Source organism: Burkholderia sp. Bp9012 (genome assembly GCF_003853825.1).
GTDB classification, from domain to species: Bacteria; Pseudomonadota; Gammaproteobacteria; order Burkholderiales; family Burkholderiaceae; genus Burkholderia; species Burkholderia diffusa.
Window position 1 is genome coordinate 147352 of record NZ_QTQA01000001.1, and the last position, 23356, is coordinate 170707.

Annotated in this window: 26 protein-coding genes; 12 read left to right on the plus strand and 14 right to left on the minus strand. The window is 68.3% G+C overall.

Annotated features, from left to right (window positions below; all coding sequences use genetic code 11):
- Positions 1–12: 12 nt before the first annotated feature.
- Complete coding sequence (locus DIE11_RS00660; protein ID WP_124620817.1) at positions 13–204, minus strand: hypothetical protein; 192 nt, start codon at positions 202–204, stop codon at positions 13–15.
- A 144-nt stretch (positions 205–348) separates the two neighbouring features.
- Between DIE11_RS00660 and DIE11_RS00665 the strand changes: the two genes are divergently transcribed.
- Both DIE11_RS00665 and DIE11_RS00670 read left to right on the plus strand, forming a co-directional pair.
- Complete coding sequence (locus DIE11_RS00665; RefSeq protein ID WP_124620819.1) at positions 349–1392, plus strand: AraC family transcriptional regulator; 1044 nt, start codon at positions 349–351, stop codon at positions 1390–1392.
- Between the two features lie 74 nt (positions 1393–1466).
- Positions 1467–1976, plus strand: coding sequence for a GNAT family N-acetyltransferase (locus DIE11_RS00670; RefSeq protein ID WP_124620821.1), 510 nt, complete (start codon positions 1467–1469; stop codon positions 1974–1976).
- Between the two features lie 8 nt (positions 1977–1984).
- On the opposite strand, the gene DIE11_RS00675 is transcribed toward DIE11_RS00670, so the two are convergent.
- Complete coding sequence (locus DIE11_RS00675) at positions 1985–2938, minus strand: leucyl aminopeptidase (protein WP_124620823.1); 954 nt, start codon at positions 2936–2938, stop codon at positions 1985–1987.
- Positions 2939–2996: 58 nt separating this feature from the next.
- On the minus strand, positions 2997–3119 hold the full coding sequence (locus DIE11_RS36770; protein WP_006752127.1) for a hypothetical protein: 123 nt from the start codon (positions 3117–3119) through the stop codon (positions 2997–2999).
- 192 nt (positions 3120–3311) lie between these two features.
- On the opposite strand from DIE11_RS36770, the gene DIE11_RS00680 reads away from it, so the two are divergent.
- Positions 3312–3545, plus strand: a complete 234-nt coding sequence (locus tag DIE11_RS00680; protein WP_124620825.1) for a hypothetical protein — start codon at positions 3312–3314, stop codon at positions 3543–3545.
- A gap of 77 nt (positions 3546–3622) precedes the next feature.
- Entirely contained in the window at positions 3623–4870 is a 1248-nt protein-coding gene (locus DIE11_RS00685; protein ID WP_124620827.1) for a YbfB/YjiJ family MFS transporter, read from the plus strand.
- 45 nt (positions 4871–4915) lie between these two features.
- Here DIE11_RS00685 and hpaC read toward each other — a convergent pair whose 3' ends face one another.
- On the minus strand, positions 4916–5461 hold the full coding sequence (gene hpaC / locus DIE11_RS00690; protein ID WP_059601253.1) for a 4-hydroxyphenylacetate 3-monooxygenase, reductase component: 546 nt from the start codon (positions 5459–5461) through the stop codon (positions 4916–4918).
- A gap of 331 nt (positions 5462–5792) precedes the next feature.
- Here hpaC and DIE11_RS00695 point away from each other — a divergent pair, with 331 nt between their 5' ends.
- Positions 5793–6425, plus strand: coding sequence for a response regulator transcription factor (locus DIE11_RS00695; RefSeq protein WP_124620829.1), 633 nt, complete (start codon positions 5793–5795; stop codon positions 6423–6425).
- A 33-nt stretch (positions 6426–6458) separates the two neighbouring features.
- Here DIE11_RS00695 and DIE11_RS00700 read toward each other — a convergent pair whose 3' ends face one another.
- The 5 genes from DIE11_RS00700 to DIE11_RS00720 form a co-directional block, all read right to left on the minus strand.
- A complete protein-coding gene (locus DIE11_RS00700; protein ID WP_124620831.1) occupies positions 6459–7202 on the minus strand; it encodes an SDR family NAD(P)-dependent oxidoreductase in 744 nt (247 codons plus the stop codon).
- A 56-nt stretch (positions 7203–7258) separates the two neighbouring features.
- Positions 7259–8383: an amidase gene (locus DIE11_RS00705; protein ID WP_124620833.1), complete on the minus strand. Its 1125-nt coding sequence runs from the start codon at positions 8381–8383 to the stop codon at positions 7259–7261.
- Positions 8384–8415: 32 nt separating this feature from the next.
- Positions 8416–8949, minus strand: a complete 534-nt coding sequence (locus tag DIE11_RS00710) for a nuclear transport factor 2 family protein (protein WP_124620835.1) — start codon at positions 8947–8949, stop codon at positions 8416–8418.
- Between the two features lie 8 nt (positions 8950–8957).
- Positions 8958–9335, minus strand: a complete 378-nt coding sequence (locus DIE11_RS00715; RefSeq protein ID WP_011356094.1) for a hypothetical protein — start codon at positions 9333–9335, stop codon at positions 8958–8960.
- 63 nt (positions 9336–9398) lie between these two features.
- Positions 9399–10592, minus strand: coding sequence for an acyl-CoA dehydrogenase family protein (locus DIE11_RS00720; protein ID WP_124620837.1), 1194 nt, complete (start codon positions 10590–10592; stop codon positions 9399–9401).
- Between the two features lie 140 nt (positions 10593–10732).
- Between DIE11_RS00720 and DIE11_RS00725 the strand changes: the two genes are divergently transcribed.
- Positions 10733–12286, plus strand: a complete 1554-nt coding sequence (locus DIE11_RS00725) for an ATP-binding protein (protein ID WP_124620839.1) — start codon at positions 10733–10735, stop codon at positions 12284–12286.
- A 62-nt stretch (positions 12287–12348) separates the two neighbouring features.
- On the opposite strand, the gene DIE11_RS00730 is transcribed toward DIE11_RS00725, so the two are convergent.
- The 3 genes from DIE11_RS00730 to DIE11_RS00740 form a co-directional block, all read right to left on the minus strand.
- The gene (locus tag DIE11_RS00730; protein WP_059601269.1) at positions 12349–12735 is read right to left on the minus strand and encodes a tautomerase family protein; all 387 of its coding nucleotides are present in this window, start codon (positions 12733–12735) and stop codon (positions 12349–12351) included.
- Positions 12736–12800: 65 nt separating this feature from the next.
- Complete coding sequence (locus tag DIE11_RS00735; protein WP_059601272.1) at positions 12801–13304, minus strand: aromatic-ring-hydroxylating dioxygenase subunit beta; 504 nt, start codon at positions 13302–13304, stop codon at positions 12801–12803.
- The gene (locus tag DIE11_RS00740; RefSeq protein ID WP_124620841.1) at positions 13301–14584 is read right to left on the minus strand and encodes a Rieske 2Fe-2S domain-containing protein; all 1284 of its coding nucleotides are present in this window, start codon (positions 14582–14584) and stop codon (positions 13301–13303) included. Before DIE11_RS00740 ends, DIE11_RS00735 begins: the two co-directional genes overlap by 4 nt.
- 324 nt (positions 14585–14908) lie before the next feature.
- On the opposite strand from DIE11_RS00740, the gene DIE11_RS00745 reads away from it, so the two are divergent.
- The 6 genes from DIE11_RS00745 (at position 14909) to DIE11_RS00770 (ending at position 20758) form a co-directional block, all read left to right on the plus strand.
- On the plus strand, positions 14909–16243 hold the full coding sequence (locus tag DIE11_RS00745) for an MFS transporter (protein ID WP_124620843.1): 1335 nt from the start codon (positions 14909–14911) through the stop codon (positions 16241–16243).
- A 49-nt stretch (positions 16244–16292) separates the two neighbouring features.
- On the plus strand, positions 16293–17486 hold the full coding sequence (locus DIE11_RS00750) for an acyl-CoA dehydrogenase family protein (RefSeq protein WP_239007127.1): 1194 nt from the start codon (positions 16293–16295) through the stop codon (positions 17484–17486).
- Between the two features lie 37 nt (positions 17487–17523).
- The gene (locus DIE11_RS00755; RefSeq protein ID WP_124620845.1) at positions 17524–18051 is read left to right on the plus strand and encodes a flavin reductase; all 528 of its coding nucleotides are present in this window, start codon (positions 17524–17526) and stop codon (positions 18049–18051) included.
- 3 nt (positions 18052–18054) lie between these two features.
- Complete coding sequence (locus tag DIE11_RS00760) at positions 18055–18765, plus strand: hypothetical protein (RefSeq protein WP_059601281.1); 711 nt, start codon at positions 18055–18057, stop codon at positions 18763–18765.
- A gap of 67 nt (positions 18766–18832) precedes the next feature.
- Entirely contained in the window at positions 18833–19753 is a 921-nt protein-coding gene (locus DIE11_RS00765; protein WP_124620847.1) for a LysR family transcriptional regulator, read from the plus strand.
- 87 nt (positions 19754–19840) lie between these two features.
- Positions 19841–20758, plus strand: a complete 918-nt coding sequence (locus tag DIE11_RS00770; RefSeq protein ID WP_059601285.1) for a LysR family transcriptional regulator — start codon at positions 19841–19843, stop codon at positions 20756–20758.
- A gap of 53 nt (positions 20759–20811) precedes the next feature.
- Here the strand turns inward: DIE11_RS00770 and DIE11_RS00775 are convergent, their stop codons facing one another.
- Both DIE11_RS00775 and DIE11_RS00780 read right to left on the minus strand, forming a co-directional pair.
- On the minus strand, positions 20812–21795 hold the full coding sequence (locus DIE11_RS00775; protein WP_124620849.1) for a PDR/VanB family oxidoreductase: 984 nt from the start codon (positions 21793–21795) through the stop codon (positions 20812–20814).
- 157 nt (positions 21796–21952) lie between these two features.
- The gene (locus DIE11_RS00780; RefSeq protein WP_124620851.1) at positions 21953–23350 is read right to left on the minus strand and encodes an MFS transporter; all 1398 of its coding nucleotides are present in this window, start codon (positions 23348–23350) and stop codon (positions 21953–21955) included.
- Positions 23351–23356: the final 6 nt, after the last annotated feature.

The following is a 23356-nucleotide window of genomic DNA, read 5'->3' on the forward strand; positions in this document are numbered from 1 at the left end:
ATGGTCGATGGTTCACGCGCTGCACGCCTGCGCGTGCAGCGGCGGGTCGAAGCGCCTGTCGGACGGCGCGCTGCGGCTGCGGCGCCCGGTGTCGTTGCGGGACTCGTGCCGCGCGCGCGAGCGTGGCCCGCGATGCCAGCGGTCGAATGCGTTGCGCGGGGGTTCGAGGCGGGCGGCGAGGTCGGATGGGCGACTCGGTCGCATGGTGTCTCCTCCGGGGGGCGTTGGCGTCGTTCACGCGACGACTGATGACGCCGATGGTGCGGGCCGCATGGGAAAACACCAATGCTGCTTGGGGACAATTGTTTTAGTATTTGGGCCAAATCGGCGCTTCGAGGGTTTCTCCGCATGAGCTTCTGGGACTTCACCCGGAGTCCGGCCAGCGCGCGGCTGCTGGTCGATTTCGGCGACGAACGCGGCGTGCCGCGCACGAAGTTGCTGGCCGGCACGGGCCTCGTGGACGCGCAGCTCGACGATCCGAAGGTCGAGGTGACGGCCGCGCAGGAACTGCGGTTGACCGGCAACCTGCTGCGCGCGCTCGGGCGCGCGCCGGGCCTCGGGTTCGAGGTCGGACGGCGCTATCACTTCTCCGCGTACGGCGTGTGGGGCTACGGGCTGATCGCGAGCGCGACCGCGCGCGACGCGCTGGCGCTCGCGATGCGCTTCCTGCCCCTCACGTATGCGTTCACGGTGATCACGTACCGCGAGGAGCCGGAGACGGGCGTGCTGAATTTCGGCGCGCCTGAGCTCGATGCCAGCCTGAGCCGGTTCCTCGTCGAGCGCGACATGGCGGCCGCGGCCGTGCTGCTGCAGGAGATCGGCGGGGGCGATTTCGCGTTGTCGCGCTTCACCATGCAGGCTGCTCGTGCGACGAGCGCGTCCGCTTCCACGCCCGTGCTGCGCATCGCCGGCGTCGAGCCTGCGTTCGGCGCGCGCGCGAACAGCCTTGCATTCGATCGCGCGTTTCTCGATCGGCCGCTGCCGCATGCGAACCCGCTGACGGTTTCGATGTGCGAGCAGATGTGCAGCCAGTTGGTCGACGCGCGGCGCGCGCGGGTCGGCACGTCGGAGATGGTGCGGCAATATTTGACGGCGGCGCCCGGTAACGTGCCGTTCTCGCTCGAGGACATGGCGCGGCTGATGAGCACGAGCCCGCGCACGCTGAAGCGCCGTCTGCAGGAAGAAGGCACGACGTTCCGGGTGCTGCTCGCGCAGGCGCGCGGCATGATGGCCGAGACGCTGCTCGGCGATGCGCACTTGTCGCTGACGGAGGTGGCCGAGCGGCTCGGCTTCAGCGACCTGTCGAGTTTCTCGCAGGCGTTCAAGCGCTGGTATGGCGTGCCGCCGGGCGCTTATCGCAGCGGCCTGTTGCGCGACGGCGGCCCGCAATGACGCTCCGACGCCGTGTCGCGCCACGCGCGTCGACTCGCACGCACATTTCCCGATCCCTTCACGAGAGAACCCGCATGATCACGCTTCGCCCGATGACCGAAGACGATTTCCTCCGCTTCTGGCCCACGTACCACGCGATCGTCACCGCGCAGGAGACCTATGCATTCGATCCGGCGGCGACGCGGGAGGCCGCTCGCGCGCAGTGGCTCGACGCGCCGCTCTGCACGTGGGTCGCCGAGGAGGATGGCGTGCTGCTCGGCTCGTACTACCTGAAGGCGAACGCGGCCGGGCCCGGCAATCACGTGTGCAACTGCGGGTATATGGTTGGCGAGGCCGCGCGCGGCAAGGGCGTCGCCCGCCTGATGTGCGAGCACTCGCAGCAGGTGGCGCGCGAACGCGGCTTTCTTGCAATGCAGTTCAATTCGGTGGTCGCGACCAACGAGGTGGCGGTGGCGCTGTGGCAGAAGCTCGGCTTCGAGATCGTCGGCCGCTTGCCGCGCGCGTATCGCCACGCGCGGCTCGGCTTCGTCGATTGCCTGGTGATGTACAAGTGGCTCGGCGACACGGCGGCCGCCCAAGCCTGATTCGACAGTCAGACGGCGAACGCGCCGTCGAACACGATCCGCTCGTCGAACGCGAGCGTGCCGCGCGCGAAGATCAGGTCGAGGTGATGGCTGCCGTTCGCGCCGCCGCCGAGGCCGAGATGCAGCCCCGGATGGCGTTCCTCGAACCCGGCGTTGCGGCCGTACAGCGCGCGGATGCCCAGGTTTGTGCCGATACCGAATTCTTCGATGCGCCGGTGATTGTCATGCCGGTCGAGGTACGACGCGAAGTCGCGCCGGAAGCCCGCGTCGTCGCTGTCGAAATCGACGATCAGGCTGTCTTCGACGTGCAGCGTCGCGAGCCGCTCCGTCACGCGGTACTTGATCGCGAACGGCACGGTGCCGAGGAACGTGCCGCTGAATACGATCGAGCCGCGCAGGTCGGTGACGTGCGTCGCGATCTCGCCGGGCACGACGTCGAGATTGCCCATCCCGTCCACGCTCGTCCATTTCTGGTCCGGTGAAAGCGAGCCGGTCAGCGTGTTGCCGGCTTCGTCGATGAAGCGGATCTGCGATGCGCGCGCGGCCGCCTCGATCAGCCGGCCGTTGCGCGCGGCGATGTCGTCGAGCGATTCCGCGAACGCTTCGTCGAGATGTGGGCCGTAATCCTTGAACAGTACCGACTTGCTCCAGTGCTCGACGATCGCGGGACGGATCGCGGCCAGAAACGGCGGGCCGCTCGGCGACGGTGTCGGCAGGCACGACGAGTCGTACAGCAGCACGAACAGATCCGCGCGCGCGAGCGCGGCGGCGATGTCGGCGGGCGGGGTGGTTTCGAGGCAGAGGGTCGTCGCGTCGAACGAGTCGGGCAGGGCGGAAAACGCGCGCAACGCGACGTCGCGGTTGCGGGTGTCGTAACCGACCAGGAGTTTGCCCGTTTCGCCGCGTGCGAGCTTGTCGCGCAGCGCCGGGTGGCAGCCGAGCGCGCGGTGCAGGTTCAGCATGCGTGTCTCCGGAAGCGGCGGAAGGGCCGCGGCCCTTCCGCGAGAACGGGCTGGCCGCTCAGACAGGCCAGAGCGCGGTGCCGAAAGGCACCACGGCATCCTCGACCATCATGTCGACGGCCTCGGGGTGCGTGTCTTCCTGCATCCAGTCAAGCAATTCGATCTGCCGGGTTTCCTGCATGTCAATTCTCCTGTGGTGAACATGAGCGATTCAACATGAAAGCGCGGTAAAGGGATTACCGCCGCTCGTCCGGAATTTTTTGAATACCGGGCGAGTGGCGTCGATATTAGTCTGATGATTTACCGAATGCAACGCGTTGCATCGTTTTTAGCTGTGGTGTGCTAAACAAGCGGGTTAGCTGCATATCGTGCAATGAAGGCGAATGAATCGGATCGTGAAGGCCGTGGATTATTTGTTTTGAATATCGAGGCCGCTAATGATGAATTCATTCATGTGATTCATTTAAATTGCGAGTGCAATCGCGTCGATCGTTTCGGTTTTCATCATTCGCGAACGATGCGCACGCGGCTGGTGTCCATGCGAACTGTCCGCCAGCAGTCGACGAGCCGGCTCCGGCGGCTGCCACGATTTTCTGGCACCATCTGACGACTTCGCGTGCGGGCCGCAGCCGCGCGCGCACCGCCGTCGCGGCGGCACGATTCGAACCACGATGGAGACATGCGATGCGCACAGCGCCGCAACCGGAGCACGCCGGCCGAGCAGGGCTGCATGCCGGCGCCACCGAATCCGACCGGATGGCAGCATGGCGGCTCGCGATCTGCCTGTCGCTCGGCAGCGCGATCGCGCTCGGCCTCGCGCGCTTTTCGTATGCGTTGCTGCTTCCGCCGATGAAGGTCGATCTCGGCTGGAGCTTCGCGCAGGCCGGCGCATTGAACACCGCGAACGCGGCCGGCTACCTGATCGGCGCGCTCGTCTTCCCGTTCCTGTCTCGGCGCTGGCGCACCGGCACGCTGCTGGCGGCAGGCTGCGCGCTGACCGCGGTGCTGATGGCCGCATGCGGGTTCTCGTCCGGCATGAACGCGCTGCTCGTCGAGCGGCTCGCGACAGGCGTCGGCAGCGCGCTGATCTTCATCAGCGGCGGCGTGCTGGCGGCGCGGCTCGCGTCCGCGTCGCCGCGCGATGCGGGGCTGCTGCTCGGGCTCTATTACGGCGGCACGGGGTGGGGCATCGTCGCGTCGTCGCTGCTCGTGCCCGCGACGCTCGTACATCGCACGCACGGATGGCAACCCGCATGGTTCGCGCTCGCGGTCGCGTGCGTGCTGTTCTCGGCGATCGCCGTGGCGGCGGCGCGTCGCATCGAGCATGCGCACGCGGCACCGGCCGTGCGGCGCGACGGCGCCGCGCCGGCGGCGAGCGAGAGCCCCGCGCGCTTCGCGCTCGCGCTCGCGGGCTACGGACTGTTCGGCGTCGGCTATATCGGCTACATGACGTTCATCGTCGCGCTGCTGCGCGGCACGGGGATGAGCGGCACGGTCGTGTCCGCGTTCTACGTGATGCTCGGCGTTGCGACCATCGTGTCGGCGCGGCTGTGGTCGGGGTTGCTCGACCGGATGCGCGGCGGCCAGGCGCTGGCGGTGCTCAATGCGTTGCTCGGCGTGGCGACGCTGATGCCGGCGCTGTTCGCGCATCCGGCGGCCGCGTTCGCGTCGGGCGTGCTGTTCGGCGCGACGTTCCTGTCGGCGGTCGCGTCGACGACCGCGTTCGTGCGCCACAATCTGTCGCCGGAAGGCTGGGCGAAGGGCATCAGCGCGTTCACGACGATCTTCGCGTTCGGGCAGATCGCCGGGCCCGTCGCGATCGGCTGGGTATCCGACAGCGCGGGGCTCGCGCGCGGGCTCGTGTATTCGGCGCTGACGCTGTTCGCGGGCGCGGCGCTCGCGGCGGGACAGCGCGCGTTGCGGGCGGCGTAGCCCTGCGCGATCGGCGAGCGCGGCACCGTTTCGTTACCCCGACCGTTACCGCACGCAGGCGGTACGCGATACGCGATGGAACGCGCGGCTGAAGTAGATGAGGCTGTCGCCGTCGTTGCGCACGCGAATCGACGTCGCCTCGATGAACATCACCGAATGCGAGCCGACTTCCTTCATGTCGGCGATCGTGCCTTGCAGGCTCGCGAGCGCATCGCGCAGCACGGGCACATCCTGCTCGCCGCGATCCCACACCGGCAGCTCGAAGCGGCGCTCCATCGGCAACTCGGTGAGTCCTGCGAAATGCCGCGCGAGCAGTTCGTGCTCGGCCGGCAGCACGTTGATGCACACATGACGATTGCGCTCGAAGGTCGCATGCATCGCGCTCGACCGGTTCAGGCACACGAGCAGCGTCGGCGGCGCGTCGGTGACGGAACAGACGGCGCTCGCCGTGATCCCGCAGCGGCCGTGCGGCCCCGCGGTCGTGATCACGTTGACGGCCGCGCCGAGGTGGGCCATCGCTTGCCGGAAGGCCTGTTGCGCGGCGGTGGGTTCGGCGCGCGCCGGTTGCGGGGTATCGGTCGGTGCTGACATGGGCGCTCCTGGGTGAATGAGGTGGCGATCGTGCGAGCCGTCGATGCGGCAACGAATCGTCGACGATGCAGCAAGCGTACGCCGCGAAAAAGCCGGCGAACATTCGCACGAGTGACGATGAAGATGGCGTTCCCGCCAACGCATCTAAAGGTTCTACCTAGATGCGCGGCACGGCGCGCGGAAAAAAGTGCGATGGAGCATCGATGCGGCACGTGAAGGGGTATTCAGCGCATTTTCTGCTCGTTATGATGTGCCGCACACCCCGACGAACGACGCCTGCCTCACCCGCGGCGCGTGCGATGCCGATACCGATATCTTGCGAGACACCCCGATGACGTCACCCGCTCCGATCGTATACATCGTCGACGACGACAGCGGCATGCGGACGTCGCTCGCCTGGCTGCTCGAGTCGGTCGGCATCGCGTCCGAAGGCTTCGCGAATGCCGCCGATTTTCTCGCGCGCTTCGACGTGAACCTGGTCGCGTGCCTGGTGCTAGACGTGCGGATGCCGGAGAAAAGCGGTTTCGACGTCCAGGCGGAACTGAACGCGCGCGGCGCGACGCTGCCGGTGATCTTCGTGAGCGGACACGGCGATATCCCGATGTCCGTGCGCGCGCTGCAGAACGGCGCGATCGATTTCGTCGAGAAGCCGTACAACTCGCAGCAGATGCTCGAGCGCGTGCAGCGCGCGTTGCGGCTCGCGCAGCAGCGGCACGCGGTCGGCCAGCGGCACCGCGAGCTGCGCCAGCGGCTCGACGCGCTGACCGCACGCGAGAAGGAGGTGCTGCGCGGCGTCGTCGACGGCAAGGGCAGCAAGCAGATCGCGTCGGATCTGTCGATCAGCGTGAAGACCGTCGACGTGCATCGCGCGAGCATCAAGGAGAAGCTCGGTGCGACGTCGATCGCCGCGCTGGTGCGCGACGTGATGGTCGTGTGGGGGGACGACGGCGACACGCCGCGCTAGATGCACGAATGCGCGCCGTCGCGCGCGCCGCGTTCAACGCATGTATAACCCGCCGTTGATGTCCCAGCACGCGCCGTTCGCGAAATGCGCGTCGCCCGACGCGAGCAGCACCGCCGCATCCGCGACGAAACCGGCCGATCCGAGCTTGCCGCCCGGCAGGCTCGCGAGCACCTGCCGCAGCTTTTCCGGTGCGACGCTTTCGTAGACGATCGGCAGGTCGAGCGGGCCCGGCGAGATCGCGTTGACGGTCACGCCCTGCGCGGCGAGGTCGCGCGCGAACACCTTGGTCAGCGTCAGCGTGCCGCCTTTCGCGGCCGCATAGTGCGCCCCCGTCGCCGAGCCGCCGTTCTGCCCGGCGAGCGACGCGATGTTGACGATGCGGCCCGCGCCGCGTGTCGCGAAGTAGTGGCCGAACACCTGGCAGCCGAACAGCACGCTGCGCAGGTTCACGTCGATCACCTGGTCGAACTGCTCGGCCGTGATCTCCATCGCGGGCACGACCTTCGATGCGCCGGCATTGTTGACGAGCACGTCGATTGCGCCCCAGCGCGCGACGAGCGCATCGCGCGCGGCTTCGAAATCGCGTTTCGACGTGACGTCGAGCGGCAGCGCGATCACGCGTTCGCCGCTCGGGTCGATTTCGCGCGCGTGCGCATGAATGGCGTCGGCGGCGATGTCGGCCAGCGCGACGCGATAGCCGGCCGCGAGGAAGCGTTCGGCGATGACGGCGCCGAGCCCGCGCGCGGCGCCGGTGACGAGGACGACTCGGTCTGACATGGTGCGTGATTCCCTGGTTCGCGGGCGCGTGGCCGAAGCGGCACCCGCATCGTGGTTCATGCGGCAAGCGCCGTTTCGAAGTGTGCCGCAATCGCGCACACCTGTTCGTCCGCGCCCTTGCGGCCGACGATCTGCAACCCGGCCTTCAGCGGTGTTCCGGCGAGCGGCAGCGGCAGGCTGAGCGCCGGATGGCCGCTCAGGTTGAACGGCCGGATCAGCGACGACATCGCGATGACCGATACGCCCTCGCGCGCCTGTTGAAGCGTGATCGGCAACGCGGGCAGCGTCGGCAGCACCAGCACGTCCGCGCGTTCGAGCGCGGCATCGACCTGAGCGGTGAAGCGCGCGCGTACGGCTTCGGCTTGCACGAGCGCGGCCGGTGTCGTCTGCGCGGCCATGCGCAGCCGCGCATCGAGATCCGCGCCGAGCTTGCCGGTGTCGACGAGATGCCCGAATGCGCGCGACGTTTCCGCGTTGATGACGGCGAGCCCCGCGGCGAACGCGGCAGGCAGTTCGTCGAGCGCGACATCGTGCGTGCGCAGGCCCGATGCGCGCACCGCCGCATCGAGCGCGGCGGCGATGGCCGGATCGGCATCGGCGATCACGTGCGCGATCGTGCAGCCGGCAACGGGCGCTGTCGCGCGCGTCGGATCGAAGTCCGGTGCAATGGCGGCCATCACGGCTGCGAGCGTGCGGACGTCGCGCGCGAACGGTCCGACGCAATCGAGCGTGGTGTCGGTGGGTGCGACGCCGCGCCGCGACACGCGGCCGAACGTCGGCTTCAACCCGACCACGCCGCAGCAGGCGGCCGGCCCGCGAATCGAGCCGCCGGTGTCGGTGCCGAGCGCGGCGTCGACGACACCGAGCCCGACGAGCGACGCCGATCCGCTCGACGAGCCGCCGGGAATGCGCGTCGGGTCCTGCGGATTGACCGGCGTGCCGGTGGTGTCGTTGATGCCGGTCATGCCGAACGCGAGCTCGTGCATGTTCGCCTTGCCGGCGATCTGCCAGCCGGCGTCGAGCAGCAGGCGGACCACGTCCGCGTGCTGCGCGGCGGGCGGCGCGTCGGCGAGTGCGCGGCTGGCCGCGCGGGTCGGATGGCCTGCGATGTCGATCGTGTCCTTGATCGCGATCGTCGGACCCGGGCCGCCCAGCGTGAAGGTATCGATGAAGCCTGTCATGGTGCGATGGCGTGGGAGCGGAGTGAAAGGGTTCAGGATTGCGGCGCGGCGGCGAGTGGCCACGGGCCGTCGAGCACGCGCTCGGTGCGGAAATGGCGGATCAGCCAGGTCGCGCCGCCTCCGGCCGGCGCGAAGTCGACGCTCAGCCGCGCGGCGATCAGCTCCGCCGTGCCGTCCGCGTAGCGCGACGCCTGCAGCATGATCCAGCGGCCCCGTGCGCTCGCATGGTCGGCGCCGACGTCGATCGACTCCGACGTCAGGAAATGCAGGTTCGCCGCGAAATGCGGATCGGGCGGCAGATAGCGACGCAGCATCGCGACGATCGCATCCGTGCCTTCGAGGCGGCCGAACTTGCGCGCGTACTGCGGGCCGATGCCTTCCCACACCGCGTCGGACGTGAACAGCGCAGCGAGCGCCGGGCCGTCGCCGGCGTCCTCGGGCACGTCGCACAGCGCCATGTAGCGCGTGATCGTCGCGCGCACCGCGCGTTCGGCGTCGAGCGCCGCCACGCGCCGTTCAAGCGCTTCGAGCGCCGCGATCGAGCGCGAAGAATCGGGGCCGGTCATCGCGCGCCTCACGCTGCGGGTTTCGCGGCCGGCGGCACGGTCAGCGCGCGGCCGACCCGCGCCTCGATCTTGCCATAGCGCCACAGGTTGTATTCGCCGACCGGCGTCGTGCGGTACAGGTTGCAGACCGCGACCGTCGTGTCGAAGTCGGCGACGTCGGCCATGATGTAGAACGTCCACGGCGCGCCGTCGGCCTGGCCGACCACGAGGCGGTCGTCATCCATCACGCCGAGCACGCGCACGCCGGGCATCGCCTCGACGGCGGCGAGCATCGCGCCATACGCTTGCCACACTTCGCCGATCTTCTCGCGCGGCAGGTCAAAGAAGTTTTGCGACACGCCGCAGCAGAACAGCACGCGCAGCGGCAGCGGATTCGAATCGGACATGACAGGTTCTCCTGAAGAATGCGTTGAGCGGCGTTGAAGCGAATCGATGCGAATCGACGCGGATTACAGATAGCCGGGAAACGGCGTGACGCCGGTGAACACCGCGCCCGCGCCGTCGAAGTTGCCTTCGCCGAGAAACGCGTGCTGCGTGACGACCATCGCGTCGCGCAAGAGGCGCTGCAGTGGATGCGTGCGATAGATCGCGGCCGTGCCGCCGAGGCGGTACGCGCGCTCGACGACGCTCGCGCCTTCGCGTGCGATATGCGTGGCGGCGAGTCTCAGCAGGCTGACCTGCTCGGGCGTGACCGGGTTGCCGGCCAGAATCGATTGCCAGACCGAGTCGGTCGCGTCGTAGAAGAACGCGCGCGCCGAGCGCAGCTGTGCCTCGGCCTTCGCGAGTTCGATGCGGAAATACGCGCGATCGGCGAGGCGCGGCGCGCCGGTGGTCGTCTGGCGGCCGCCCGACATGCGGTTCGCGACGTCGAGCGCCGCGCGGGCCAGCCCGAGGTTGACCACGGCGAGCACCTGCGCCGCATACGCGACGGTCGGATAGCGGTACAGCGGCTCGTCGACGGTCGCTTCGCCGCCGCGCACGAAAGTCCACGCTTCGGGCACGAAGCGGTCGTCGACGCGCAGGTCGTGGCTGCCCGTGCCCTGCATGCCGACCACGCTCCAGTTCTCGACGATCTCGACTTCGGTGGCACGGAACACGGCCGTGCGGGGCTTGTTCGGCGCGGCATCCTGCGCGCCGGGCACCGCGATGCCGACGCCGAGCCAGTCGGCGCCCTTGCAGCCGCTCGCGAACTTCCACGTGCCCGTTACGCGCCAGCCGCCGGGTGCCGCCTGCGCCGGCTGCACGGGGAACAGCCCGCCCGCGAACACCTGGTCGGGGCCGCTCGCGTACAGCTCGGCCTGCGTGGCGAGCGGCAGCGCGGCGAGATAGGCGTTGGCCGAGCCGAAGCTCGCGACCCACGCGGCCGACCCGTCGGCGGTCGCGATCCGCTCGATCATGCCGAGGAACGCGGTGGGCGCGAGCGCATCGCCGCCGAAGCGGCGCGGCGTGCCCGCGCGATAGATGCCGGCCTCCTTGAACAGCGCGATCACGTCGCGCGGCACATGCGACAGGCGGTCGAACTCGTCGCGGCGCGCGGCGACGGTCTCGATCACCGCGTCGAGCGGCGACATACGTGCGGCCGCTTCGCGGACCGCATGCGGCGAGGGGGGCGCGGCGTCGATGGCGAGGGCGGCGTTGGGCATGGCTGTCTCCTGGGGATGGGGTTCGATTGCGGGGATGGACACGGCATGGACCTAGTCTAGAAACGCCGAAAACACGCAGCAATTGGTGCGTAGGGCTGCGTGACTGGTGTCGCTCCGTGCCGGGCTAAAGAAATCTTCAGATGCGTGCCGCGCACGCCGGTGCTATGTTGGACATCCGGCCGCGCGACGCCGCGTGCCTTCATCCGGATCCGATCATGAGTTTTCCCGACGAAGACGATTTCCACCGGCTGCTCGACGCATTGACCACCTGCGTGCTGCTGCACGACGCGCATACCAAGGCGATCGTGTGGGCGAATCGCGCCGCGTGCATCGCGCTCGGCTTTTCCGTCGAGGAACTGCTGCCGCTGAAGGCGCCGGACATGACGCGTCCCGAACCGAAATACCAGCGCGAGATCGCCGTAAGTGCGTGGGATCGCGCGCTCGTCGACGGGCCGCAGGTGTACGAGTGGTGTTACCGCTCGCGCACGGGCGTCGACATGCTGTCGGAGGCGACCGCCACTTACGTGCCGCTGCGCGGTCGCGACGTCGTGATGGTGCAGTTCCGCGACATCAGCGCGGAAGAAGCGGTGCGCCAGCAACTGCGCCGCTACGAAGCACGGCTGCGCGAGTTCATGCAGGACCTCGATGAAGGGATCGCGGTCGTGACGCCGCACGGCGGCGTGCAGTTCATCAGCGAGTCGGGCCGCCGCGTGCTCGGGCTCGCGCCGGACGAAGCGCTCGGCGAGGTGCTCGACTATTGCAGCGCGGCCGACCGCGACCGGCTCGTCGCGCAGCTGCGCGATGCGCCGTCCGCGTGTCCGTCCGAGCCGCAGCGTTACCGGATCGTGCGGCGCGACGGCTCGGCGTGCTGGCTGCGCATCCAGTGCCGGCAGGTCGAGATCGAAGGCGATCTCGACGGGCTGCTCGTGCAGTTTCGCGACGTGAGCGACGAAGTGGCGATCGAGGATGCGCGGCGCGCGCAAGCGCGGATGCTCGAATACGCGGGCCGCTACAACGCGATGGGCGAGATGGCGAGCGTGATCGCGCACGAGCTGAGCCAGCCGCTCGCGGCCGTGCGCAACTTCATCGAGGGCGCGGTGCAGCGGCTGAACGCGCGCGGGGCCGTCGACGACGCGATCTGGGGCCTGCGCAGCGCGGACCGGCAGGCCGAGCATGCGGCGCTGATCATCAAGAGCGTGCGCGAGTTCATCGTGAAGCGCGAGCCGGTCGTCGCGCTCGCCGATTTGCGCGAGATCCTCGCTGACGTCGCGTATTTCATCGAGCTGCGCGCGAAGGAGGCGGGCGTGACGGTGACGATCGTGCAGGCCGATGTGCCGCTGCCGATCCGCTGCGAGCGCGTGCTGATCGGGCAGGTGATGCTCAACCTCGCCTTCAACGCGATCGAGGCGTTCGCCGGCTGCGAGCGCGCACCGTGCATGCTGACGCTCGGCACCGCGAACGTCGACGGGCACGCCGAGCTGCGCGCGATCGACAACGGACCCGGTATCGCCGAAGGTGCGCACGATCGGCTGTTCGACGGCTTCTCGTCTTCGAAGGCCGGCGGCAACGGGATCGGGCTGTCGCTGTGCAAGAGCATCGTCACGCGCCACGGCGGGCGCATCGGCGCGAGCCCGGCCGAAGGCGGTGGGCTCGACTGCCGCGTGACGCTGCCGCTCGCCGGAGCGCACGCGTAGCCGCTGCGCTGCATCGCGTGCATCACATGCGTCACGGCAGGGCAGCGACGCGCGGCACACGGTCAGCGCCCCAGCGCCCGCGCGGTCTGGCCGCCGATCCCGAAGTCGGTGTTCGGGATGTCCTTGATCATCACGCGCGTTGCCTGCAACGGCGCATCGAGCACGTTCGCGGCAGCGTCGGACAGCGCGGCGATCAGCGCGCGTTTCTGCGCATCGGTGCGGCCGGCGATCAGGATCGCGACGATCACCGGCAGCGACGGCGGCGCGCCGTCGGCGGCCGTGCGCCCGCCGAGGCCGATATGCGTCGCGGGCAATTCGGTGAGCAGCACGCGCACCGATTCGATCGGCGCGCTTGTCGCGTCGACGGTCGCGCTGCTGAGCCGCGCAATCAGCTCGGCCTTGCAGGCGTCGTCGTGGCCGGCCGGCAGGAAAACTTCGAGTGTGGGCATGGTCGTCCGGAAAGGTGAAGGTGACCGGTTCACCGTTGCGGATTCGGCGGTGAACCGGCGGCGGCTTACAGCAGGAAGCCGATCGCGCTGAGCGCTTCGGTCGAGTCGATCAGGCGCACGACCTTCTCCGCGATCCGCATCTCGCCGTCCGCATCGACATGCAGCTTGTGCGTGACGTTGGCCGCGAACAGGGTCGCGACGCCGCGCTTGTATGCGACGACAACCTGCGCGGATTTCAGCTCGACGGTGTCGGCGCTGCCGCTTTCCAGCGTGAAGCGCGACACGGTGCGCACCGTGCGCGCCGCGTCGGACGCCGACGCCGAATAGCCGGACAGCATCCGCTGCACGCGCTTCTCGCGCATGTCATGGTCGTCGAACACGTAGTTCAGCGTCGCCGCGAAGTCGGTCGCATCGGGATCGATGGGCACCACGTAATCGCCGGCCGGATCCCACAGGTCGAGCCATGCGCGATAGTCGCGACGGTCGAGCATCTCGGCTTCGCGCCACACGAATTCGACCGCGCGGGCGAAGGTCTGCTCGGAAAAAAGGGCGTTGCGGTCATCCATCACTGTTGCTCCATCATTTTTCGCCATTGCTGGTAGGCCTCGCGCATGCCCGTCTCGTCGGTGGCATGCGCGGTCTTTTCGCCGTTCGCGGCGGTTGTCTCGCGGTTCAGCCCGCGGTTCACGAGGATCGGCACGTCGGGGCCCGCATGCGCGCCGCGCTGCACGCGCTCCCAGGCTTCCGCGTCGTCGGGGCTGCCGAAGCCGAACGGGCCCTGGAAGTGCTCGTGGATGCGCAGCCGCTCGCGGTTCGCCTCGTCCGGGCCGCCGTCCATCGCGAGCGCGACGTGGCGGATTTCGGTCTCGTTCGCCGAGATCGGCCGCAGCACGCGGAAGAACGCCATCGATAGCGCGAGGTTCGGAAACAGGTTCAGGTTGAAGCCGACGCCCATCAGCGAGCGCACGATGCGGCGCACTTCGTCCGGCGCGTGGCGCTCCGCGAGTTTCGCCGCGAGCGGCGCGAAGCGCTCGGGCAGCGGCGCGCCGTCGTCTTCGTCGAGATCGATCAGTTCGGGCATGAGCACCGCGAGGCTGTGGCCGTTGCCCAGCGCGCGGCAGAACGCGTCCTCGCTCGTCATGAAGCTCGTGATCGCGGCGGCCGTCTCGTCGTCGATCGACTTCATCCACGACTTGTGCACGACGGGGAAGTGATAGAGGTCCGTCGTGTTCTCGAGCTGGATCTTCCAGTTGCCCTTGAACTTGAACTTGTGCTCGCCGTTCGCCTTGATCGGGTAGCCTGCACCCTGCTTCATGAACAGGTCGATCCACGGTTTCGCGCCGCCGAGGAAATCCTCGAGCGGTTCGATGGCGTCGTTGAAGCTCGCGAAGATCAGCCCCTGGTACACGCCGACGCGCAGCTTCACGAGCGGCAGGTCGCCCTTCTCGCACACGCCTTCGTAGCCGTCGCCATACGGCAGCGCGCGCAGCGTGCCGTCGAGCGCGTACGACCAGCTGTGATACGGGCACGTGAAGCCTTTCGCGTTGCCCTTGTGCGATTCGCACACGGTCGCGCCGCGATGGCGGCAGCGATTCTGCAGCACGTTGATCTCGCCGGTCTTGTCGCGCACGACGATCACCGGCTGGCGGCCGATCGTCGTCGTGATGAAGTCGCCCGGGTTCGGCAGCTCGCTTTCGTGCGCAACCCAGATCCAGGTGCGGTAGAAGATGCGGTCGAGCTCGGCTTCGAACAGCGCGGGATCGTGATACATCGCGGGTGCGATGCGGTCGGGCTGCGCGAAGCCGTGCAGCGCGCGGGTGTCGATCGTCTGGTAGGAAATGTCGCTCATCGTCGTCGTGGGGAAAGAGTCGCGAGGAAGTACGGGTCCGGTCGGGCGGACCTCGCACGGATAACGGGACCAGTTTCGTCGTCGCGTTCTCATCCGTCAAATTGATCTAAAAAGGGCGATCAAATAAGCGCGATGGATAATTAGATGGGCGACTCGCGGCACGGCATGCCCATGCATGCGATTCATGTTCATCATTTTTGGCGGGAATTTGACCGCATTCCGCTGCGCTCTTATCGTGATTCGGACGCAGTGAACAGATTCGATCGCGGACCTGCCGCCCGATGCCGGACAGGCAGGACAACTGAACTTATCCCCCAACACACCATGAACTCACCAGCGCCCCTGTCAGCGGTTTCGTTGCCCGTTTCCCGCAGCACGAGTTCGGTCCGACGCGCGGTCGCGACCGCCGTGCTCGGGCAGGCACTCGAATGGTACGACTTCTTCCTGTACGGGACGGCCGCCGCGCTGCTGTTCGGCAAGCTGTTCTTTCCGGTCGGCAGCGATCCGCTGACCGGCACGATCGCGGCGTTCGGCGGCTTCACGGTCGGCTTCGTCGCGCGTCCGATCGGCGGGCTGCTGTGCGGGCACATCGGCGATCGCTACGGGCGCAAGACCGTGATGATGCTGACGATGTTGACGATGGGCACGGCGACGGTCGGGATGGGGCTGTTGCCGACCTATCGCGAGATCGGCATCGCCGCGCCGGTCGCGCTGGTATTGCTGCGCGTGCTGCAGGGGCTCGCCGCCGGCGGCGAATGGAGCGGCAGCATCCTGCTGATCCACGAGAACGCGCCGGCCGACCGGCGCGGTGCGCTCGCCGCATGGAGCCCGTGCGGCGCGGCGTTCGGCTTTGTGCTGTCGACTGCCGCGTTCCTGCTCGTGCAGCAGCTGCCGGCAGCCGACGTCGAGCGCTGGGGCTGGCGCATCCCGTTCCTCGCGAGCATCGTGCTCGTCGGGTTCGGCCTGTGGATGCGCCGCTCGATCGGCGAGAGCGCGGAATTCGCCGATGCGCGGTCGACACGGAAGTCCAGCGCGACGCCGCTCGTCGACGTGCTGCGCGAATGCCCGCGCGAAGTGCTGACCGTGTTCGGGCTGCGGTTCGGCGAAGGCGCGGTGTCGTACCTGTTCTTCGCGTTCTCGCTCGCGTACGGCAAGTTCATCGGTCTCGATGCATCGTGGCTACTGAGCGGGCTCGTGATCTCGATGCTGCTGATGATTCCCGTGACGCTGCTCGCGGGCCGCCTGACCGACCGGATCGGCCGCAAGCCCGTCTACTTGCTCGGCGCCGTCGCCGTAGTGCTGATCGCGTATCCGTACTTCACGTTGCTGCAGTCGGGCCGCTTCTCGCACGTGATCGTCGCCCTGCTCCTGGCCAACAGCATCGCGATCGGTATTCTCGAAGGTGCGCAGCCGGCGTTCATCAGCGAACTGCTGCCTGTGCACCTGCGGTTCTCGGGGCTCGGAATCGGTCGCGAGATCGCGTCGGTGCTCGGCGGCGGGCTGTCGCCGGCGATCGCGACCGCGCTGCTCGCGCACTACCGCAGCGCGACGCCGATCGTCATCTATCTCGTGCTGCTCGGCGCAATCACGGTCGTCGCAACCTGCATCGCACCGGAAACCCATCCGAAGGCGATGCGCGATGCTGCCCGATCGCGCTGACCGTCGCACCGTCTTTCCTCCATACCTTTCGCCTTTTCGGGACATCACCATGCAAGCTCATTCCGCCATCCGTGCCGTCGTGCCCGACGTGCCCGTGCCGCTGCAACCGGCCGACCGGTCACCTTTGCCTCTCGATACGGTGATCGCCGAGGTCGAACGCCGGCGCGACGAATTCGACCGGCTGTCGCACGTGCCGCGCGACGTGATCGCGATGATGAAACGCGCGGGCATCTTCCGCGCCGGCACGCCGGCGCGCTTCGGCGGCGACGCGCTGCCGCCGCACGTATTTCTCGCGATGCTCGAACGGATCGCGATCGCCGACGGTTCGGCCGCGTGGGTCGCGGCATTCGGCTCGGCCAACACGTATCTCGCCGCGCTGCCGCTCGACACGCAGCGCACGATCTACGCGGACGGCCCCGACCAGGTGTTCGCGGGCGGGCTTTACCCGCTGCAGCCGGCCCGGCCCGCACCGGGCGGCTACCGCGTGACGGGCCGCTGGCGCTTCGCGAGCGGCTGCAAGGGGGCGGACTGGATCGGTGTCGGCATCGGCGGTGCGCCGGCCGACGGCGGCGCGCCGGGCAAGCCGTTCACGGCCGTGTTTCGCGCCGAGGACGTCGAGATCGTCGAGAACTGGCACGTGGTCGGCATGCAGGGCACCGGCAGTCACGACCTGGCGCTGAACGACCGGTTCGTCGACGCAGCCTGGACGTTCGTGCGCGGCGGCGAGCCGACCGTCGACGAACCGCTGTACCGCTATCCGGCGGTCGCGTACCAGGCGCAGGTGCATGCGGCCGTGAACGTCGGCATCGCGCGCGCCGCGCTGGACCTGCTCACCGCGATGTCGGGCGCGACGAAGACGACCACCGGCGCGCCGCGCCTCGCCGATCGTCCGTATTACCGCGAAGGGCTTGCGAAGGCCGAGGCCGACTGGCGCAGTGCGCGGGCGTTTTTCTACGAGACGGCGGAAGCCGCGTGGGCGTCGCTGGCCGCTGGCCGGCCCGTATCGCCGCAGCAGGCGAACCTGCTGCGCCTGAGCGCGACGCATGCCGCGCAGGTGTGCGCGAAGGTCGTGATGCAGGCCTACCAGCTTGCCGGCACGGCCGCGATCTATCGCGAGAACCGGCTGCAGCAGCTGGTGCGCGATTCGATCGTGGTCACGCAGCACGCGTTTCTCGGCGAGGCGACCTACGACGGCTCCGGCGCCGTGTTTGCCGGCATCGTACCCGTTACGCCGTACCCGTGATCGGCACCACGCCGATTCTTCGCAGCAGGAGCACAAGATGAACGAAGCAACGATCCAATGCGACGTCCGCCAGGATTTTCGCGAGGCGATGTCGCGCCTGCCGGCCGGCGTCAATGTCATCACCACCGACGGTGCGCACGGCCGCTGGGGCATCACCGCGAGCGCGGTCTGCTCGGTGACCGATATGCCTCCGACGATGCTGGTGTGCATCAACCGCGGCAGCCGCGCGCACGACATCATGCGCGGCAACGGGCGCGTCGCGATCAACCTGTTGCCGTCCGCGTGCCAGGAGGTCGCGAGGACGTTCGCCGGCATGACGCCGGCGCCGGGCGATACGCGCTTCGACGACACGCGCTGGCTGGACGGCAAAACCGGCGTGCCGGTGCTGGCCGATGCGAACGTCAGCCTCGAAGGGCGCATCATCGACAGCAAGTCGGTCGGTTCGCATTCGGTGATGTTCGTCGAGGTCGATCACATCGCGCTGCATGCGGCGGCCGACGGGCTGATCTACTTCGGCCGCGCGTTCCACCGGCTCGCGCATCCGCTGGCCGCGCAGGCGGGGTGACGGATGGAAGTCTGCCTGTTCCTGATCGTCGAGCATGGCGCCGATGCCGCCGCCGACGTGCCGCTGGCCGGCATCGGCGATGCCGTGGCGGCGTTGCGCGCCGCGCCCGGGCTGGAGCGGCTGGTCGTCCATCGGCCCGTCGCATTGGCCGCCGACCGTGCCGACCCCGTGGCGCGGCCGCCATCGCCCGCATGCGTGCTGCAAGGCTATTTCGCCGAGCTCGACGCGCTCGAAGCGACGCTTGCGCCGACGGGCGCCGCATACGCCTGCATGGTGCGATGGCAGGCGGCAGCTTGGCGCGTCGCGCAGCAGGCGATGGCCGTGCGCCGGATTCAGGTGGCGGGCCCGGGTGTGGGCCCGGGCGCGCGAAGCTGTACCTTCCTCGTCAGCTATGAAGGCGAGGCCGAGGATCCGAACGCGTGGCTGTCGCACTACCTCGATCGTCATCCGCCGCTGATGGCGCAATTGCCGGGCATCCGCGCGATCGAGATCTACACGCGCGTCGATTACCGGAGCGCGCTGCCGGCGCCGCGCGCGCACGCGATGCAACGCAACAAGGTCGTGTTCGACGATGCCGATGCACTGGCGCACGCGCTGGCGTCGCCGGTCCGCCTGCTGATGCGCAGCGATTTCGATGCGCTGCCGCCGTTTTCGGGCGCGACGCCGCATTTCCCGATGGCGAGCGAAAGTTTTGAGATAACATCGGCCGAGTAGTCTGCGCCGCGTCGCGCGACCGCTTGCCGGTCGTGCCGACGCGCCCCCGCCGCTGCTTGCGAGCGCCATGACCAAATCCCATCCGGTCGTCACCGACCTCAACCTGTTGCGGGTGTTCCTCGCGATTTCGGAGCTGCGCAGCCTCACCGCGGCCGGCGAGCGGCTCGGGCTCACACAGCCGGCCGTCAGCCACGCGCTGCGGCGCTTGCGCAATCTCTTCGACGATCCGCTGTTCGTGCGCACGCCGGCCGGCATGGCGCCGACCGACGTGGCGCGCCAGCTGCACGGCCCGCTGACGCGGGCATTCGGAATCATCGATCTCGCGGTGCAACAGGTCGCGCATTTCGATCCGGCCACGGCCAGCCGCACGTTCCGCCTCTCGATGTCCGACATGTCGGAGTTCTATTTCCTGCCGCCGCTGCTCGCGAAGCTCGCGGAAGTCGCGCCGGGCATTCACGTCGAGATCGCGAGCGCGGCGGTCGAGGCGGTCGGCGCCGCGATGCGCAGCGGCGAGATCGATCTCGCGCTCGGCTATGTGCCCGACCCGGGCCTCGGCTGCGTGAGCGAGACGCTGTTCTCGGACGAGCATGTATGCATGGTTCGAGCGGGCCACCCGCTGCGCAAGCGCGCGCCGACGCAGGAAGACCTGACCGCGCTGCGCTACGTCTACGCGAGCAGCAATGCGACCGGCCACCGCATGGTCGAAAAGTGGCTCGACGAGCTGCACGTCGAGCGCACCGTCGTGCTGCGGTTGCCACATTTCATCGTCGCGCCGGAGATCGTTCAGCACACCGATCTGGCGATCATCTTTCCGCGCAGCGTCGCCGAGCGTTTCAATCGCGGTCGCGCGTTCCGGATCTTTCCGCTGCCGTTCGTGCTGCCGCCGATCGAGATCCAGATGCACACGCACGTGCAGTTCGCGGCGGACCCCGGCATCGCATGGCTGCGCGGTGTCATCCACGAGATGTTCCATCGGCCGGAAGCCTGACGGCGAATTCTCGCCGCCCGCGTAATAATCCGCTTCACTGATTTAGAATGCGTTCACGCATCAATTGGACGAATAGTGGAGGCGGTTATGACATCGGTCGATCATCTCGATCTGAACCTGCTGCGCGTATTCCAGGCGATCGTCGAGGAGCGCAGCCTGACGAAGGCCGGCGAGCGGCTCGCGCTGTCGCAGCCGGCCGTCAGCTATTCGCTCGGCCGGTTGCGTACGCTGTTCGACGATCCGCTGTTCGTGCGCACGCGCGCGGGCATGCAGCCGACGCCGGTCGCGCTCGAACTCGCGGGCATCGTCGGCAAGGCGCTCGACATGGTGCGTGTGGCGCTGCGCTACGCGGAGCGCTTCGATCCGGCCACCAGCACGCGCACGTTCCGGCTGTCGCTGTCCGACGCGGGCGAGATGGCGTACCTGCCGGCGATCTGCCAGGCGCTGCGCGAACGTGCACCGCGCGTGACGCTGAGCGTGCAGCCGCTGCCGGTGGAGGAGATCGAGGAAGCGTTGCGCGCGAGCCGGCTGGATTTCGCGATCGGCAACCTGCCGGAGCTGATGCCGCGCACTCGTCACCAGGTGCTGTTCGAGGAGACCTACGTTTGCATGACGGGCCGTCGGCGCGGGCTGCCAGGTGGCGCCGCGCTGAGCCTCGACCAGTTCGTGCGCGCCGCGCACGTCAACGTGAAATCGGTCGAGCACAGCCATCACGCGCTCGACGACGCATTGCGCGCGCAGGGCGTGGGCCGCAACATCGCGCTCGAAGTGCCGCATTTCGTCGCGCTGCCGAGCGTGCTGTCGGTCACCGATCTCTATGCGACGCTGCCGAAGCGGCTCGCGCAGATCCTTAACCGCGATAACGCGTTCCGGCTGTACGACCTGCCCGTCACGCTGCCGCCCGCGCCGGTGACGATGCACTGGCACGAGCATTTCCACGAAGACGAGGGCAACGCGTGGATGCGTGCGCTGCTCGCCGAGATCGTCGAGCGGTTCGACGCGTGACGGCTGCGCGGCGCGTGCGCGCCCGCATGTCGGTTCTTCCATGCATCAAGGCATCAGAGATCGAGGACGAGCACCGCCGATCGCGCACGCGACACGCAGCAGCAGATCACCGTATTGCTTGCACGCTCGGCCTTGCTGAGGCAGTGGTCGCGATGATCGGGCTCGCCGTCGAGCACCGGCACCATGCAGGTGCCGCACACGCCTTCGCCGCATGACGTATCGACCTCGATGCCGATCCGCGCGAGCGCGTCGACGATCGACGTGTCGGGCGTGACGCGTACCGACTGCCCGCTGCGCTGCAGGCGCACTTCGAAGCCGTGTGCGGGGCCGGCGCCGGCATGGTCCGCACCGACGGCGGCCGGTTCGGCAGCGAAGCGTTCGAGATGAATCGAATCGTCGGGCAAGCGCGTCGCGGCTGCCGCGACGACTGCATCCATGAACGGCCCCGGGCCGCACGTATAGACGTGTGCGTGCGCATCGACCGATTCGACGCAGCGGCCCAGCTCGGCCGCGAGCGCATCGGGCTCGATGCCGTAGTGGAACGTCACGTGCGACGCGAACGGTTCGGCCGACAGTTCTTCGACGAAGGCCGCGTGCTCGCGGCTGCGTGCGAAGTAATGCAACCGGTAGCGCGCGCCGCGCTTGTGCAGCGCATAGGCCATCGACAGCAGCGGCGTGATGCCGATGCCGGCCGCGATCAGCACGTGCTCGCTTGCGTCATCCGTCAGACGAAACAGGTTGCGCGGCGCGCCGATCGACAGCTCGGCGCCGACGGTCACGTCGTCGTGCAGCGAACGCGAGCCGCCGCGCGACTGCGCTTCCTTCTTCACCGCGAACAGGTAGCTGCCGCGCTCGTCGGGGTTGCCGCACAGCGAGTACTGCCGCGTGATGCCGGACGGCGCGGTGACGTCGATATGGGCGCCTGGTTCGTATGCGTCGAGCGGCTGACCGTCGACGCGCGAAACCCGGAAACAGCGGATGTCCTGCGCCGCGTCGATCAGCGCGTCGATCCGGACTTGGTGGCGGTTCGCTTGCATGGGTAAATCCGTGGGGGAGGAGGAACGCGGCGCGGCAGACACCACGCCGTCATGCGATCGAGAATAGGGAGAGGTATCGCATAAATCAAATCGATTAAAAAGCGATGCCCGAATCAGTGAGATGGATGATGGCCAGGCGACCGATTGCGCTCGATGTTCAGCGGGCGGCGATCGCGTTGGCAGCCTCGGCCGCCTGCGGCGCGGCTGCCGATGCATGGCCGCGTTCGCGATCGAGGCTGCGGCGATAGTGCCGGCACCCGGCTGCCAGCAGCAGCGCGGCGAGCGTGGCCGCCGCTACGTTGACGATCGACATCGAATGGCCGACCGCGGCCGGCGCGCCGAATACGCGATCGGTAAACAGCGCGACCACGGTCGTGCCGATGCCGAGCGCGATCAGGTTCGACACGAGCAGGAACAGCGCGGAGATCTGCGCACGCATCTGGTTCGGCGCGAGCGTCTGCATCGCGGCGGTCGACGTCGGCATCGGAAACGACGCGAAGAACATCGCGACGACGAGCATCGCGAGCGACGCCGGCAGGCTGTCGAGCTGCGTGAACAGCGTCGCGGGAATCGCCATGCATGCGGCACCGATCGCGCCGGCACGCATCGGCGCATCGGTGCGGCCGCGCCGCAGCAGCCAGTCGTTGAGCCAGCCGCCGCAGAACACGCCGGCCGTATTCGCGACGAGCAGCACGATGCCGAGCGTGTAGCCGGCTTCGACGGCCGTCATGCCGAAGCGGCGGATATAGAACGCGGGCGTCCAGCTCAGCAGGCAGTACAGCGTCATCGCGTAGAACGAAAAGCCGAGGTAATGGCACGCGAAGGTTGTGCGATGCGTGCCGACGAAGCGCAGCGAGTCGCGCATGGACACGCGTCGCACGGCGCCCGAGCGATCCTGCGCGAGCCCCTTGCGCTGCGGGTCGCGCACGGTGGCCGCGAACAGCAGCGCGACGAGAATCCCCGGCAGCCCGACGATCAGGAACGTGACCTGCCACGCATGCACCTGCCCGACGACCGGCAGCGTGAACGCGCTCGCGTGCTTGAGCAGCGCGATCACATAGCCGCCGATCAGGAACGCGACGCCGCCGCCGATGAACGAGCCGAGCGAATACACGGCGATCGCGCGGCCGAGCCTCTCCTTCGGGAAATAGTCGGCGAGCATCGAATACGCGCCGGGCGACAGCGCGGCCTCGCCGACGCCGACGCCCATCCGCGCGACGAACATCTGCACGAAGTGCTGGCTGAACCCGCAGGCGGCGGTCGCGACGCTCCACAGCGCGATGCCGAGCGAGATGATGCGCGGACGTGCGTAGCGGTCGGCGAGATACGCGACGGGCAACCCCATCACCGCGTAGAACAGCGAGAACGCGAACCCGTTGAGCAGGCTGAACTGCGTGTCGGTGAGATGCAGGTCGCGCTTGATCGGTTCGATCATCAGGACGAGCACCTGGCGATCGACGAACGAAAAGACATACGCGAGCATGCAGATGACGACGACATACCATTCGTACGTATAGCGCTTGCCGTCGGCAGCGCGGGCCGTGGGTGCAGACATGCGGAT